Annotated in this window: 14 protein-coding genes; 13 read left to right on the forward strand and 1 reads right to left on the reverse strand. The window is 36.6% G+C overall.

Features of this window, described 5'->3' with window-relative positions; all coding sequences use genetic code 11:
• The first annotated feature begins 118 nt into the window (after window positions 1-118).
• The 12 genes from BN1243_RS01370 to BN1243_RS01425 all read left to right on the forward strand — a co-directional run bounded on the left by BN1243_RS01370 (window position 119) and on the right by BN1243_RS01425 (window position 13,526).
• Window positions 119-1,075, forward strand: a complete 957-nt coding sequence (locus BN1243_RS01370) for an ROK family protein (RefSeq protein WP_062104494.1) — start codon at window positions 119-121, stop codon at window positions 1,073-1,075.
• A 19-nt stretch (window positions 1,076-1,094) separates the two neighbouring features.
• Complete coding sequence (nagA, locus tag BN1243_RS01375) at window positions 1,095-2,273, forward strand: N-acetylglucosamine-6-phosphate deacetylase (RefSeq protein WP_062104495.1); 1,179 nt, start codon at window positions 1,095-1,097, stop codon at window positions 2,271-2,273.
• 25 nt (window positions 2,274-2,298) lie between these two features.
• Window positions 2,299-3,066, forward strand: coding sequence for a sugar phosphate isomerase/epimerase family protein (locus BN1243_RS01380; RefSeq protein ID WP_062104496.1), 768 nt, complete (start codon window positions 2,299-2,301; stop codon window positions 3,064-3,066).
• Window positions 3,067-3,193: 127 nt separating this feature from the next.
• A complete protein-coding gene (locus tag BN1243_RS01385) occupies window positions 3,194-4,033 on the forward strand; it encodes a sugar phosphate isomerase/epimerase family protein (RefSeq protein ID WP_062104497.1) in 840 nt (279 codons plus the stop codon).
• Window positions 4,034-4,175: 142 nt separating this feature from the next.
• Entirely contained in the window at window positions 4,176-5,069 is an 894-nt protein-coding gene (locus BN1243_RS01390; RefSeq protein WP_062104498.1) for a LysR family transcriptional regulator, read from the forward strand.
• 92 nt (window positions 5,070-5,161) lie between these two features.
• On the forward strand, window positions 5,162-5,533 hold the full coding sequence (locus BN1243_RS01395; protein ID WP_062104499.1) for a CidA/LrgA family protein: 372 nt from the start codon (window positions 5,162-5,164) through the stop codon (window positions 5,531-5,533).
• A complete protein-coding gene (locus tag BN1243_RS01400; protein WP_195892145.1) occupies window positions 5,533-6,213 on the forward strand; it encodes an LrgB family protein in 681 nt (226 codons plus the stop codon). The genes BN1243_RS01395 and BN1243_RS01400 overlap by 1 nt, the downstream gene beginning before the upstream one ends.
• A 304-nt stretch (window positions 6,214-6,517) precedes the next feature.
• The gene (locus BN1243_RS01405; protein WP_062104501.1) at window positions 6,518-8,836 is read left to right on the forward strand and encodes a helix-turn-helix domain-containing protein; all 2,319 of its coding nucleotides are present in this window, start codon (window positions 6,518-6,520) and stop codon (window positions 8,834-8,836) included.
• A 245-nt stretch (window positions 8,837-9,081) separates the two neighbouring features.
• The gene (locus BN1243_RS01410; RefSeq protein WP_062104502.1) at window positions 9,082-10,689 is read left to right on the forward strand and encodes an extracellular solute-binding protein; all 1,608 of its coding nucleotides are present in this window, start codon (window positions 9,082-9,084) and stop codon (window positions 10,687-10,689) included.
• A 110-nt stretch (window positions 10,690-10,799) separates the two neighbouring features.
• Window positions 10,800-11,771, forward strand: coding sequence for an ABC transporter permease (locus tag BN1243_RS01415; RefSeq protein ID WP_062104503.1), 972 nt, complete (start codon window positions 10,800-10,802; stop codon window positions 11,769-11,771).
• A 14-nt stretch (window positions 11,772-11,785) separates the two neighbouring features.
• On the forward strand, window positions 11,786-12,667 hold the full coding sequence (locus tag BN1243_RS01420) for a carbohydrate ABC transporter permease (protein ID WP_062104504.1): 882 nt from the start codon (window positions 11,786-11,788) through the stop codon (window positions 12,665-12,667).
• Window positions 12,668-12,695: 28 nt separating this feature from the next.
• Entirely contained in the window at window positions 12,696-13,526 is an 831-nt protein-coding gene (locus tag BN1243_RS01425; protein ID WP_062104505.1) for a sugar phosphate isomerase/epimerase family protein, read from the forward strand.
• A 34-nt stretch (window positions 13,527-13,560) separates the two neighbouring features.
• On the opposite strand, the gene BN1243_RS01430 is transcribed toward BN1243_RS01425, so the two are convergent.
• Window positions 13,561-14,439, reverse strand: a complete 879-nt coding sequence (locus BN1243_RS01430) for an AraC family transcriptional regulator (protein WP_230200071.1) — start codon at window positions 14,437-14,439, stop codon at window positions 13,561-13,563.
• A gap of 91 nt (window positions 14,440-14,530) precedes the next feature.
• Here BN1243_RS01430 and BN1243_RS01435 point away from each other — a divergent pair, with 91 nt between their 5' ends.
• Window positions 14,531-15,679 (forward strand): Gfo/Idh/MocA family protein, encoded by a 1,149-nt coding sequence (locus BN1243_RS01435; RefSeq protein ID WP_062104507.1) that lies wholly within the window; start codon window positions 14,531-14,533, stop codon window positions 15,677-15,679.
• The last annotated feature ends 2 nt before the right edge of the window (window positions 15,680-15,681 follow it).

The following is a 15,681-nucleotide window of genomic DNA, read 5'->3' on the forward strand; positions in this document are numbered from 1 at the left end:
TGAGTATGTCCGCAAAATATCGGATCATACTCATTTTTTTATTCTTAAAATAATAGTATAATAGGATAGGAATGGAAGCGGTTTACTATCCACTAACTTACTTAAAAAGGAGCGTCCTATGGAAAAAGCTATTATTGGTATCGATATAGGTGGAACAAATACTGTTATTGGAATTTTTGACAGAGATTTAGCATTACTTGAAAAGGTTAGTATTCCAACATTAAAACCAAACTTTCCCGCTATAACTAATAATCCAAAGGAATATTTTGATTTATTGACTTATGAAATTACGAAACTAGCGGATAAAAATGGCTATCAAGATCGTATTCAGTGCGTGGGGATTGGTGTTCCTGGGAAAATTAATCCTAAGAAAGGAATTGCGATAAGAGCAGTTAACCTCGGTTATAGGGATGTCCCGTTTGCTGACGAGATGAAGAACAGGCTACAAGTTCCGGTTTTCATAGATAATGATGTTCGTACATATACACGTGGCGAAGCTCAGGCTGGAGCAGGTAAAGGATATAACAATTTGATTAGTATAACTATTGGGACTGGAATGGCAGCATCCGTTATGATAGATGGAAATATGGTAGTAGGTTCGGATTTCTTTGCTGGTGAAATTGGCCACGATCCCGTTCAAGGCGTTGAAACCCTTTGTAATTGCGGAAAAAAAGGCTGCTTAGAAACAATTGCTTCTGCAACAGGGATTAGCAGGTTGGCAACTGAAGCAATTCAAACAAATCAGTCTACCATTTTAAAAGAGATTGAACGCCCTATTACTTCAAAAGATGTATACGAAGCGGCCTTGAAAGGGGACAAGGTTGCACTTGAAGTTTTTGATTATGTTGGAAAAACATTAGGCTATAAGTTATTATCGGCAATTTATCTTGTCAATCCAGATGTGATTATTATTGGTGGAGGTGGAGCTCAAGCTGGTAAATTAATAACTAATCCAGTTGAGGAGATTATTAAAGAAAATTATCTTAATGACAAGCTTCCACAGGTAAAGATAGGGCAGTTAGGGGATTCAGCAGGGTTAATAGGAGCTGCTTCTTTGGCCATCGCCAATAAGTAGAGGAAGGCGGAGAATAATTGTGGAAGCAGACAAGTTGTTTGTTGTAAACGCGCAAATTTTCACTCCGGAAAAAATAATTATGAATGGCTGGCTAATAATCGATCAGACTGGCAAAATAGAATCAATTGGAGAAGGGTCTCTAGATGATTGTTCGAATGGAAGAGTCTACGATGCCGGTGGCTGCATGCTTCTTCCAGGTCTCATCGATATACATATTCATGGTGGAGCAGGCTATAGTGTTATGGATGCTACATATGAATCGCTAGCTGAAATTAGTAAATTTCATGTTGCTCATGGTACTACCTCATTTCTAGCGACAACAAACACACAATCGAAAGAGCGGATTGTTAGTACATTGAAAAGTGCGTCAAAAGCGATGGAACTTGGGGTGCCAGGCTCTGATTTAATAGGTATTCACCTTGAAGGTCCTTTTATTGATGAGGAAAAAAGGGGGGCGCAAAGTAGAGAGCATATTCGCGTACCAAATTCAATGGATATCGATGAGTTTCTCAAAGCAGCTAACAATCAAATTAAATTAGTAACGCTTGCCCCAGAAGTTAAGAATGGCCTTGCAGCAGTAAGACAATTTAAAGAGCAAAACGTGACTGTGTCCATTGGCCATTCCAATGCGACATTACAAGATGTAAAAGAAGCGATAAAAGCTGGTGCTAATCATACTACTCATCATTTTAATGGAATGAGTGCTTTCCACCATCGAGAGCCTGGAGTGGCAGGAGCCGGATTAATTTTTCCTGAATTAACGGTGGAGATTATTGCGGATGGTTTTCATGTTCATCCAGAATTAGTGAAATGGCTTTTTGATGTGAAGGGTGTGTGGAAGATATGTGCCATTACGGATGCTGTTTTCTGTGCAGGGCTTCCGGATGGTGAGTATCATGGAGTATTCGTTGAAAATGGACAAGTGTTTTTAAAAGATGGGCATAATCTTGCAGGCAGCACATTAACTATGATTCAGGCGTTCAAAAATGTGTTGAATTTTACAGGTTGTACCATTGAACAAATATTGCCAGCCTTTACATTGGTTCCTGCTCAAGAAATTAAAATAGATCACTTGAAAGGTTCATTAGAAATAGGGAAAGACGCCGATTTCTTAATCGTGGATAAAGAACTATCCATTATTTCCACTTTCGTAAGAGGTAAAGAGGTATATAAAGCAACTTCTAAACAAGATCTTTAAAATTTATATTTTAGGAGGACTTATAATGAAACAAATACCAGTGGCTCTTCAAATGTATACACTAAGAGAGGAAAGTGCACTTGATTTTGCTGGGACTCTGAAAAAAGTAGCGGAGCTCGGGTTTAATGGAGTTGAATTTGCTGGCTATGGCGGCTTGCCTGTTAGTGAGGTAAGGGAATTATTAGACGGACTCGGATTAAAGGCAGCTTCAAGTCATGTGCCAATTGAGGAACTGCAAAATAATTTAGAAAAGGTAATAGAAGAACAAAAAATACTTGGTTCAAAGTTCATCGTCTGCCCATATCTTATGCCTGATCAAAGAACAGAAGAAAGTTTTAAAACATTAATTCCCTTTTTAAACGAGGTTGGCAAAAGGTGCAAAGAGGAAGGAATAATGCTTTGCTATCATAACCATGATTTTGAATTGGAACGCTTATCAGATGGGAGAACAGCATTAGAGACTATTTTTACTGATGTAGATCCGGATAACTTGGAAACGGAACTTGATATTTATTGGCTGACTAAGGCTGGAGAGAACCCCGTTGAATGGATCAAGCAATATAAAGGTAGAACTCCGCTTGTTCATTTGAAAGATATGACAACAGATGAAGAACAATTTTTTGCGGAACTGGGAACTGGTGGAGTAAATATAGAGGAAGTACTTCATTTAGGTGAAGAAGCTGATATCAAATGGTGGATTGTTGAGCAGGATGTATCGCGTAAAACACCTTTGGAAAGTATTGAAATCAGTATAAACTATCTGAAGAAAAAACTGCCTTACTTAGCAAATTAGATATAACTGCCGGACCGCATCAAGACTATCCATTACCATAATTGGTATGTTAATAGAGAGTGGATGATAGTCTCTTTCTTGACATTAGGAATTTTGATGCTGAAATTATTTTGTTGGAGGGGTATGAATGATTAAGGGATTGAGTTCAGCAGGCCTTGGTAAAGTGAAAAACTTAGAAGAACTAGTTTTACTTGCGTCTAAAAATGGTTTTGAGGCAGTAGAAACTTCAGGGAAAGACTTGCGAGATCTTATTGAAGCTAAGGGTGTACAAGGGGCAAAGGATTTTCTAAATGAACATAATATAAAAGTTGGTTCGATTGGGTTGCCGGTAGAATGGAGAAGTTCAGAAGAACAGTTTCAAAACGGCTTAACAACCCTTATCGTAGATGCAAAAGTAGCAGCCGAATTTAATTGTACAAGCTGTTGCACCTATGTACTTCCTTCTACTGACTATAATGCGGCCCATTTTATGGCTCTAGCAACGAAACGGCTTCGATTGTGTGCTCAAATTTTAAAGGAATATGGTATTAATCTTGGTTTAGAATTCGTAGGTCCTCACCATCTTAGAACAGCATGGAAAAATCCATTTATATGGACAATAGAAGAAACACTCGATTGGATTGATGCTATTGGTGAACCAAATGTTGGCTTGTTACTAGATTGTTATCATTGGTATACTACCGAGGGAACAATTGATGACATACTTTCTTTACAGCCAAGTCAAATTACTCATGTTCATCTAAATGATGCAAAGGATGTTCCAGTTGCGGAAGCCCTTGATAATGATCGTGTTTACCCAGGTGAAGGCGTCATTGATTTGGTAGGTTTTTTAAAGGCTTTAAATCAGATCGGATACAAGGGCGTTGTGGCACAGGAAATATTAACGATAGAATCGCCCCTTGAATCTACTGATGAGTTGGCCCAAAGATCCGGGGATGCATTTAAAAAGGTATTTAGTGAAATTTAGAAAATATTAATAAAGACAAAAGCAGGAGGGAGACTTCTTGCTTTTTTGATTTGCGAAATTACCCACCCATTGAAAATTGAGCGGTTCTATTTTCCTTTACGTGGTACTATAGGGATAGGTGCAAAGCAGAGGAGGTCGCATATTGGAGCTTAGACAATTATATTATTTCAAGGAAGTGGCGAAGTACCAGAGTATTACGAGGGCAGCAGAGCAACTCCATATATCTCAGCCGGCTTTGAGTAAGTCCATTATGGCATTGGAGGAGGAGCTAGGGACAAAATTGCTAATTCGGACGAATAAGACAACCCATATTACGGATGCCGGCGACGTGGTGAAGGATTACGCACAAAAAATGCTAGGCTTGGTAGATGATATGAGAATGAAGCTGAGTGATTTAACGAATCTTTCGGTGGGACAGTTGTATATAGGCCTTCCACCTATTATTGGGAGTTTATTTTTCCCGAGCGTCATGGCGAAATTTCATCACGCTTATCCGAATATCAAGCTAGATATAACGGAGTATGGCGGGGCACGGGTTGTCAAAAGTGTGGAGGAGGGTGAGTTTGAGCTTGGGGTGGCGGTATTGCCTGTCAATGAAGAAGTATTGAACGTTTATCCGATTGTAGAGGAGGAGATGATGCTTCTTGTCCATAAAAGTCATCCACTGGCAGATCGAAAAGAAGTAGATATAAAGGATTTGAAGGATGAGGAGTTTATTTTTTATCATGAGGAATTTGCATTAAATAAGATCATCCGCAACCACTTTTTTATTACGGCTGGTTTTGAGCCGAAGATTTTGTTTAAAAGCTCGCAGTGGGATTTAATGTCTGAGATGGTTGCAACTAATTTAGGATTATCGATTTTACCTCAGTCTATTTGTAACCGTCTCTTTACGAATGATATTGAAATAATCAAACTTAGACCAACTATTATGTGGAGATTGGCCGTTATTACAAAAAAAGGCCGTTATATCTCAAATGCTGGTAGAACCTTCATTGATTTTATTTTAAAGGCCCATCATAACCAAAAGTTATGAAAACTATTATAAATATGTATTTTACGAATGACGATAAAAAACGTATTATGACTCTTAGTGCATGACACTAACATACAAAGGAAGTTTTTAATGTGAAAAAACTAGGAGTCATTTTACTGCAAATCTTATTTTTGCATGTGTTTCTATTTTTAGGCATGGCATTGAAGCAGATCGTTCCGCTGCCAATCCCTAGTTCAATGATTGGACTAGGCTTACTGTTTCTCGCACTTTGTTTACGCCTCATTAAACTCGAATGGGTAGAGCAAGGTTCGGGTTGGTTAATGGCAGAACTGTTGCTATTTTTTGTACCGTCCGCAGTCGGAATTGTAAATTATGAGCAGATCATTAGTATCCAAGGCTTACAAATTGTATTACTGATTACGATCAGTACGATAATCGTAATGGGGATGACGGCACTAACCGCGGATAAAATAGCCGCTAGGAGAAGGAGTGAATCACAGTGATGATGGTTGTATTTACAGTTGCTACTTATTTTATCTACATCTTCTCAAAAAAAGTGTATGGGAAAGTAAACATTCCATTTTTCCATCCATTATTGCTTGCCCCACTTTTATTAATTATCCTCATTTCATTGTCGCATGTATCTGCGAATGAGTATATGCAAGATTCCAAGTTGCTTTCACATATGTTGGGACCTGCGACTGTTGCATTTGCAGTGCCGATTTATAAGAACTTTTCCCTTGTTAAAAAGTATATAGGGACGATCATGATCAGCATCACAACAGGAACACTCGTAGCGATATTTTCAACTTTAGCATTATCTAAACTTATTCATTTAAATTATGATTTTATTATTTCAATTTTGCCGCGATCGATTACTACTCCGATTGCTATTGAAGTATCTAAAGAAATTGGCGGTCTGCCTACATTAACGACTGTGTTTGTCATTATCACAGGAGTTGCCGGCGGTGTTGTCGGACCGAGTGTACTCAAATGGCTGTCGATTAAAACACCAATTGCCAAAGGCCTTGCTCTAGGAATGGGTGCACACGGAGTTGGCACAAATAAGGCGATCGAATATGGAAAACAAGAGGCTGCATTTTCCTCGTTGGCGATGATTTTTGCCGCTTTAATAACGCTTGTTTGGAGCGTTCTGCTTATTCCGTATTTAATGAATATCTAGTGTTGAGAGTAGGGCTTAGCTACGCTTAGTGTTCTTCTACCAACTTCACTTATTAAAAATACTCAATCCCTCATGATTAAAAGGGCTACAGAACTAGCCGCTTTTGCAGAATTTATCGTTCGGTGTCAAAAGGATTATAAAATTATCCGAGGTTTCCTCTTAGAAATGAATTTTTTATCAAATCATAGCGGGACATAAGACCTAATGCTGAAAAAATAAAAGGAGGAGTAGCCTTTATAGGCGAATTATAGTATAAAGTAAAATAGATAGTGGGAATTTTTAGAAAGTGGGGGCGATGATTAAGATGAAGAACTATAACCGAAAAAGCGTATTTGTAACTTTATTAATTTCATTTATTATCATTTTACTATTTCCGATTACAGTAGAAATTTTACTATACAATAAAATGGAATCAATCATTAAAGATAACGCCAATCGCTCCAATGTAGCTATGCTTAGACAAGCAAGTGATGCAATTGATAATGAAATATATCGAGTCAATCATCTATCTGCCCAAATTTCATTTAATCCCCGATTACATTTCATTTTGAGCCAAAAAAATGAGAATGAGAAGTTTATTAACTATTATAACTTTATGAAGGATATAAAAAATTATAATATATCTAATTCCTTTATTTACGATTATTACATTTATTTCCCAAAAGAAGATGTAATTATTACCCCAGCGATTAAAACAAATTCTAACTTTTTTTATCAACATTATTATAATTATGAAAATATGAATTACGAAGACTGGAAAGATAAGATGCTCCAAACAAACAGTATGAATACATATATTCCTTCTACAACGGTTTATGAGGGGATTTCAAAAAGTCCTTTGAGAATGATTACATTTTTGCAACCGCTTCCTTATCAGGAAATTAAAAATCCTAAGGCATATCTTGCGATCTTAATAAATGAACGCAAAATTAAGTCTATACTTCAAAATTTGGAATGGGCGAATCAAGGAGATATTTACATTCTCGATCAACAGGATAATAAAATTATGACGACTGCAAACGATGAGCAACTTTTCAAAAATATTGATTTGAATTTAGAAGATCAAAATGGAGTATTTGAAGTTAAAGTAAATAATGAGAAGATGATCGTTTCTTATGTTATTTCCAAACAGTCAAATTGGAAGTATATTTCTATCGTCCCAAAATCGACTGTTATGGCGAAAGTAAAAACAGTTAAAGGTCTAGCTCTATCATCATTAATTTTTTGCTTAGTAGGAGGTTTCATAGCTTCTTATTATCTAGCCTATCGTCATTATGTACCTGTTAAAGAGTTAGTCGGTTCAATAGTAAAAAGAGTAAACAGAAACGGTCAATTTCAATTTAATGAATATCACATTATAAAAGAAACTCTAAATAAGAGCTGGGAGGAAGGGCTAGAATTAAGAAATAAATTAACGGAACATGCCCCCCAGATAAAGGCAAATTTTCTAACAAGATTGATCAATGGTTTTGTAGATGAATCGACTATCACTATGGAATCTCTATCATTTATGAATTTGTCATTTTCGAATGACCATTATATTGTATTAGTTATTGATGCGGAAGAACGTGGACATCTCATCTATGAGGACTCCGAGAAACAATGGGCGATTATCAGATTTATTATCGGTAACATTTCCGAGGAATTAATGAATGAAGATCATCATGGATATATTGTAGAACTTGACCAAAGGCGGGTAGGCGTTATATTGAATGTTGAAGAAAAACGTCCAAAGTCTATTGAGCATTTGGCCTATCGTCTAAAGGAAATTATGAATGACCGCTTTGATGTCGTCATTTCGATTGGAATTGGACAAGTTCATACTGGAATGAGAAATATTGTAACGACTTATAGAGAAGCCCTTCAAGCGCTGAATTATCGGATGATCAAGGGGAATGGCAAAATTATTCATTATCGAGATACAAAAGAAGCGGAAGACCATTACTATTATCCAGAGGGCATTGAATCACAGTTAATGAATGTTATAAAAATAGCAGACTTTGAGAATGCAGAAAAAATTCTTGAGGCAATATATGAAGAGAACTTTAAATCACGTAATATCTCTTTTCAAATTGGGAAATGCCTATTTTTTAACATTATGAACACCCATTTGAAAATACTCAATGATATAAACATTAAGTATGATAGTATTTTTTCATCAGAAGAAAATCCAGTTAAGTTATTACTTGAATGCGAGACGGCCGAAGAAATGCATAATAAAATAAAAAGTATCTATAAGAGACTCTGCGACTATATTAATGAAAATCGGAATAATCAGAGTGATCGATTAATCAGTGCAACTATGAATTTTATACAAAACAATTATTCGAATAATATGTTAAGTTTGACGTTGATAGCAGAAGAAATGAAGATAACACCTCAATATCTCTCTTCAGTCTTTAAAAAACAAACTGGCGAGAACATTACTGATTATATAGCTAAATTAAGATTGGAACGTGCAAAAGAATTGCTAATTAAAGAAGAACTAACTATTTTAGAAATTGCTAAACAAATTGGTTATTCGAATGATGTGGGCTTGATTCGATTATTTAAAAAGTATGAAAAGATTACACCGGGTAGTTACAGAGCTAGTTTCAAAGATGGAAAGGTTTCTAACGAATAAACGTTGGTATCAATAGTCTGACTATCTTGAAGGTTTAAAAATGTAAGTCAATATTAATTAAAGATAGTCACTTATTTTAAAAATGGATAGTGGATTTTAAAGATAGATTATACTCAGATTTCATAGTATATGCCATTATGAATGCTAAGACCTTAGGGTCATCCTGTAAATTGTAAAAGGGAGGGAAGATCGTTAGCATTTATGTTTGGCATTTATTATGAAATTAATAAGGGAGGTCAACTAAATTGAGACAGAAGGCTTTTAGAAAAACATCAGTATTTCTATTATTACTAATTTTAGTAATTGTAACCGCTTTATCAGGGTGTAAAAGTTCTGATGAAACAAATCAATCAGGGCAGCAGGGGAATGAAGGCAATGAGGAGGCAGCTCCACTTAAGGAACTATCCTATTGGGTTTCAAATAACCGGCCTGATACACTGAAAGATTATAACGAGATGGGTGCCTATAAAAAGTTAGAGGAAATTACTGACGTTCATGTTAAGTTTGATCACCCAGCATCTGGTGAAGCTGACCAACAATTCAACTTAATGATGGCATCTGGTGAACTGCCAGATGTAATCGAGCGTATTTGGACATCTGTTCCTGGTGGACCGGAAAAATATATTAAAGATAATAAGATTGTTAAATTGAATGACTATATTGATGAACATGCTCCAAACTTTAAAAGAGTTTTAGACGAGCATCCAGAATGGAGAAAAATGATTTCTACAGATGATGGTAGTATTTATTCTTTTCCGTTCTTAAGGCAAGATGAATTAAACCTGACTTTCTATGGACCTGTCTTGCGTAAAGACTGGTTAGAAAAACTGAATTTGGATGTGCCTGAAACACTTGATGAGTGGCACACTGTTTTGAAAGCGTTTAAGGAAAAGGATCCAAACGGTAATGGGGAAGCAGATGAAATTCCTTTATTAATCGGTACAGACGGATTAACTGGTAATGCATTCGTAGGCGCATTCGGTATTACCAACGGCTTTTACCAAGTGGACGGTAAGGTGAACTATGGACCTATCCAACCGGAGTATAAGCAATTTTTGCAACTCTTCCAGGACTGGTATAAAGAGGGCTTAATTGATCCGGAATATGTTGCAACAGATGATGCATTGAAAGATGCAAAAGTAACAAATGACCAACTTGGATCCTTAATGGGTTACTCGGGTAGTAGTATCTTGCGTTATATGCAACTTAAGGATGATGATCCTGATTTCTATCTAACGGGTGCTCCATATCCGGTTATCAATAAAGGCGATGTTCCCAATTTCAACCTAGGTGAAAACAACTATAATGGTGTTGGTGCTGCTATTACAACTTCTAATAAAAATATTGTGGAAACAGTGAAATGGCTTGATTATAAGTATGGTGAAGATGGATTTAAGCTGTTTAACTTTGGGATTGAAGGCGAAAGCTATGAAATGATTGATGGCTATCCAACGTATACAGAGGTTATTACGAATAATCCGGATGGTAAATCGATGTCAGAAGGATTGGCTATGTTTGTTCCGGCTGGTTGGAGTGGACCTTTTGTCCAAGCAAAGGAATATGCTGAACAGTATACATCCATGCCTGCACAGCAAGAAGCTCTTGAACAATGGAAAAAAGGATCTAATGAGCGGATTATGCCAATGGTGACTCCTACTCAAGATGAGAGTTCCAAATATGCATCGATCATGAGTGATATCAACACATACCGTTCTGAAATGATTAACAAATTTATCATGGGAGAAGTATCTCTTGATAAATTTGACGAATTTACAGAAACAATTAAGTCTATGGGAATAGACGAAGCGATTGAAATTCAACAAGCAGCTCTGGAGCGTTATAATAATCGCTAAATATTAACGATAAGCGCTTACGTCATTTTTGACGAGGCGCTTATCATTTCAATATATTTAATATTTTCCCTGACTGGTTACATAAATTGTTTGAAGTGAGGTATCAAAATATGGAGACAGTTAGACCGCAGACGAATAATCTGAATAGTCCTCCCATAATCGGGAAAAAGGAAGGGTTCTGGAAGAGATTAGGTAAAGACCTCAATCGAAATAAATATATTTACATTATGGTTTTACCAGTAGTTCTCTATTATTTAATTTTCCATTATGGTCCGATGTATGGGGTGCAAATTGCCTTTAAAGATTACAATATTTCAGAAGGTATATGGAATAGTGACTGGATTGGCTTTGCCCATTTTGCTGAGTTTTTTCAGAGCTTTCATTTTTGGCGTTTAATTCGTAACACCTTTTTAATCAATTTTTATGAATTGTTGTTTGCCTTTCCGGCACCAATTCTTTTAGCGTTATTATTAAACGAGCTTAGAAAAATGTGGTTTAAACGTGTTGTTCAAACAGTTAGTTATTTACCCCATTTTATATCTGTCGTTATTGTTGTAGGTATGTTAGTAGACTTCACCTCACTAAACGGCCTAGTTAACCAGTTTCTTGGTTTATTTGGAATAGAACCTATTGGTTTCCTACAAAAATCAAGCTGGTTTCGAACACTCTATGTTGGGTCTGGTATTTGGCAAGGAATTGGGTGGGGCTCCATTATTTACCTGGCTGCTATGTCCAATATTAATCCTGAACTTTATGAAGCTGCAAAAATCGATGGTGCAAGTCGTTTCAAACAAGCTCTATATGTAACGATTCCTGGAATTGCTCCAATCATTATTATCCTGCTGATTCTCCAAATAGGTTCCATGATGAGTGTTGGTTTTGAAAAAATTATCTTGATGTATAATCCCTTAACATATGAAACAGCGGATGTTATTTCTACCTATGTTTATCGAAAAGGTATTTTGGAAGCAAGTTTTAGTTTCAGTGCAGCAGTCGGTTTGTTTAATGCTATTATCAACCTGACATTACTCGTGTTGGCGAATCGAATTAGTGCAAAGGTTAGTGAAACCAGTCTCTGGTAAGGAGTGTGATACTTATGAAAATTAAACAAAGCCTAGGTGAAAGATTATTCGATTTCTGTAATGTGTTATTCATGATTGTTTTAATTCTTGTTACTTTATATCCTTTTTTATATGTATTATTTTCTTCAATCAGTGATCCAGGTCTTTTAGCCCAAAACACTGGCATTCTTTATAAGCCTTTAGGTTTTACATTTAAAGCTTATAAATTAGTCTTTGAAAATCCGATGATTATGATTGGATATATGAACACGATCTTTTATGTTGTTGTAGGAACAGCTGTCAATATATTACTTACGAGTATCGGGGCCTATGCACTCTCACGTAAAAATGTAATGTTAGCGAAACCAATAATGATGATGATCGTTTTCACAATGTTTTTCAGTGGAGGATTGATCCCTACTTATCTATTGATAAATGAACTTGGGATGATGAATACAAGATGGTCGCTGATTATTCCGAATGCAATCAGTGTATGGAATTTGATCATTATGAGAACATCCTTTAAAGGAATACCCGAGAGTTTGGAAGAATCGGCTAGAATCGATGGAGCCAATGATTTTACAATTCTATTTAAAATTATTTTACCGCTTTCATTACCAGTTATAGCGGTTATGATTCTCTTTTATGGTGTAGGACATTGGAATTCCTATTTTAGTGCAATGATTTATTTACGCGATAATAGTTTATGGCCATTGCAACTTGTTTTGCGTGAAATCCTCATTACGAACAGTACGGATGGCTTTATTACCGGGGTTGGTGGTGGAGATCGATATCCAATCGGGGAAACCGTTAAATATGCTACGATTATTGTGGCAACGTTACCTATTCTCTTTATGTACCCATTCCTGCAAAAGTACTTTGTGAAAGGTGTTATGATCGGTTCGATAAAAGAATAGTAGTTGCAAATACATGAGGGGGGATAGAGTGAAGCTCGCATTTACTACATTAGGTTGTCCCAATTGGAATATGGAAACCATTATTTCTAAGGCTGTTGAGTGCGGTTATGACGGTGTGGACTTTCGGGGCTATTTAGGGGAAATGGAAATATATAAATTACCCGAATTTTCTTCTGAACTCGAAAAAACGAAAAAGCAATTTGAAGAAGCATCGCTTGAAATTCCGTGTTTTTCAAGTTCTGTACGATTGTTTACAAATTCGGAGGCTGAACTTGATAATTACTTGGCTGAATTAAGAGAGTACGGAAGATTGTGTAGAGAGTTTAATACTCCTTACGTTCGTGTTTTTGGCGGGGGGATTGGCGAGACTTCCCGTGAGGAAGCAATTCAAATTGTAAAGCATAATTTGAATCAGCTACTTAAAGTGGCAGAGGAATATAATGTCACATTACTGTTGGAAACCCATGATAGTTGGACAAATTGTGAATATGTTCGTGATGTATTACATCTAACGGATTCAAACTATCTTCAAGTGTTGTGGGATGTTCATCATCCCTATCGTATGGTGGGGGAGAATCCGGAAACGACATGGAATGTTCTAGGTGAGCGGATTAAATATACTCATTGGAAGGATTCTTATCTAAAAGAGGGAACCCCGCGCGGCTACCAGCTTTGCTTGACGGGTGAAGGAGATATCCCTTTAAAGCAAATCTATCAGTTATTAGAAGAAAAGAAATATGATGGATATTATACACTAGAATGGGAGAAAGTCTGGTGGCCAAATATTGAGGAACCTGAAATTGCCATTCCGCAGTATGCAGACTATATGAGAACCCTTGTTGAGTCCAATTCTGTTTAAGTATAGAGGCTGCCATTATTAGGCAGCCTTTCGTCTACGGATTATTCATATTGCGATATTGATTTGGAGACATGTTCAATGTATTTTTGAACGCTCGATAAAAAGTTGAAATCGTCTCATAGCCAACTTCAAAACAGATTGTGATTATTTCTTTATCCGTATCTAATAATAGTTTTTTTGCTTTTTCAATACGAACTTCTGTTAAATATTGCATAGGAGTCTTATGGTAATTGTCTTTGAAAATAGTATTGATATAACGGGAACTAATCCCGAGTTTTACAGCAATATCCTTTGATGTTAATGGTTCGTAATAATGGGTATCAATATAGTTTTTTATCTTTTCCGTCCGCAAACTGTTCGCATCCTGGACTTGAGTTCTTTCTGCCAGCCGGGTCATTGTAAGTAAAACATGAAGCAAGTGGATTTTTAAAGCCCATTTTGAAAAGGGATTTTCACTAGATTGTTCGTAAAGCATTTTTCTCAAATGCTGTCGCAATTCACTGCTGGCGATTACATCTGGTTGGAAAAATTGTGATTGCTGAAAAAATGGATTCTTCAACTCATTTCCATCGAAGAACTCTAATGTTTCTATGTCAAACGCAAGGACGAGCAATGTAAGACTAGAATGAGAGTAAATAGAATGTTGAGAATGAGGGGCAATAAAGGCAACCTCGTCTTGAGATATGTCATATTCACGCCCATCAATCGATATTTTCCCCACACCTTCAATTGCATATAGGATTTGATGAATGGAGTGGTGGTGAATATGAATGACATCATCTTCTTTATGCCTGCTTTCATATAAAAAAGCACCATATAAAGGTAGTTGTATATTCTTAAGTGTCATCTTTTTCTCTCCTGTAACAATCGCTTCATATACATAGAGTTTATCAGAAATAAAAACGAGTTCCAATATTGAGAATAGAATTCTAATATTCGTAAGACTGAAGTTTTATTAACTTATAAAATACTAGTAACGACAGATGAAGAAAGAGGGGTTTAGAATGAAACATAGAGTTGGCATAATTATGAATGGTGTAACAGGTAGAATGGGGACAAATCAACATCTTATTCGTTCAATTGTAGCTATTAGAGAACAAGGTGGAGTGCAACTCGCTAATGGCGATACAATTTGGCCTGATCCCATTTTAGTAGGACGAAACGCGGAAAAATTACAAGCTTTAGCAAATGCTCACAATATTGAGCGCTGGAGTACAAATTTAGAAGAGTGTTTAGCAAATCCAGATGATGAAGTATACTTTGATGCACAAACGACAGTTCGCCGTGCCGAAAGTATTAAGAAGGCAATTGCGGCTGGAAAGCATATTTATTGTGAAAAACCGACAGCAACTGGTCTAGAAGAATCATTGGAATTAGCTAAGTTAGCAAAAGATGCTGGAGTGAAAAACGGCGTTGTTCAAGACAAATTATTTTTACCTGGTCTATTGAAATTAAAAAGATTAATAGATTCCGGCTTTTTTGGAAAGATTTTATCGATTCGTATGGAATTTGGCTATTGGGTATTTGAAGGCGATTGGCAAGAAGCACAACGTCCTTCATGGAACTATCGAAAAGAAGATGGCGGCGGTATGATTGTTGATATGTTTGCTCATTGGCGCTATGTTTTGGATAATCTTTTCGGTGAAGTGAAAGCGGTATCGTGTTTGGCTACAACACATATTCCAAAACGAGTCGACGAGCAAGGAAATGAATACGAATGTACAGCAGATGATGCTGCTTACGCAACTTTTGAATTAGAAGGAGGAATTATCGCTCAAGTCAACTCATCATGGGCGGTTAGAGTGAATCGTGATGATTTGTTGACTGTACAAGTTGACGGTACGGAAGGAAGTGCTGTTGCAGGCTTACGTGATTGCAAAGTTCAACATCGTGTTAATACGCCAAAGCCAGTCTGGAATCCAGACATTGAGAACCCATTTAATTTTACAGAACAATGGTCGGAAGTACCGAATAATCAAGTGTTTGAAAATGCCTTTAAAATCCAATGGGAGTACTTTCTGAAACATTTAGTAGCAGATGAGCCGTTCCCTTGGGATTTACTAGAAGGAGCCAAAGGAACTCAGTTATCTGACCTGGGAATTCAATCTGCAGCAGAACGACGTTGGATTGAAGTGCCAGATTTAACGATTTAAGG

The sequence above is a fragment of the Bacillus niameyensis genome (assembly GCF_001375535.1).
GTDB lineage: Bacteria > Bacillota > Bacilli > Bacillales > Bacillaceae_C > Lederbergia > Lederbergia niameyensis.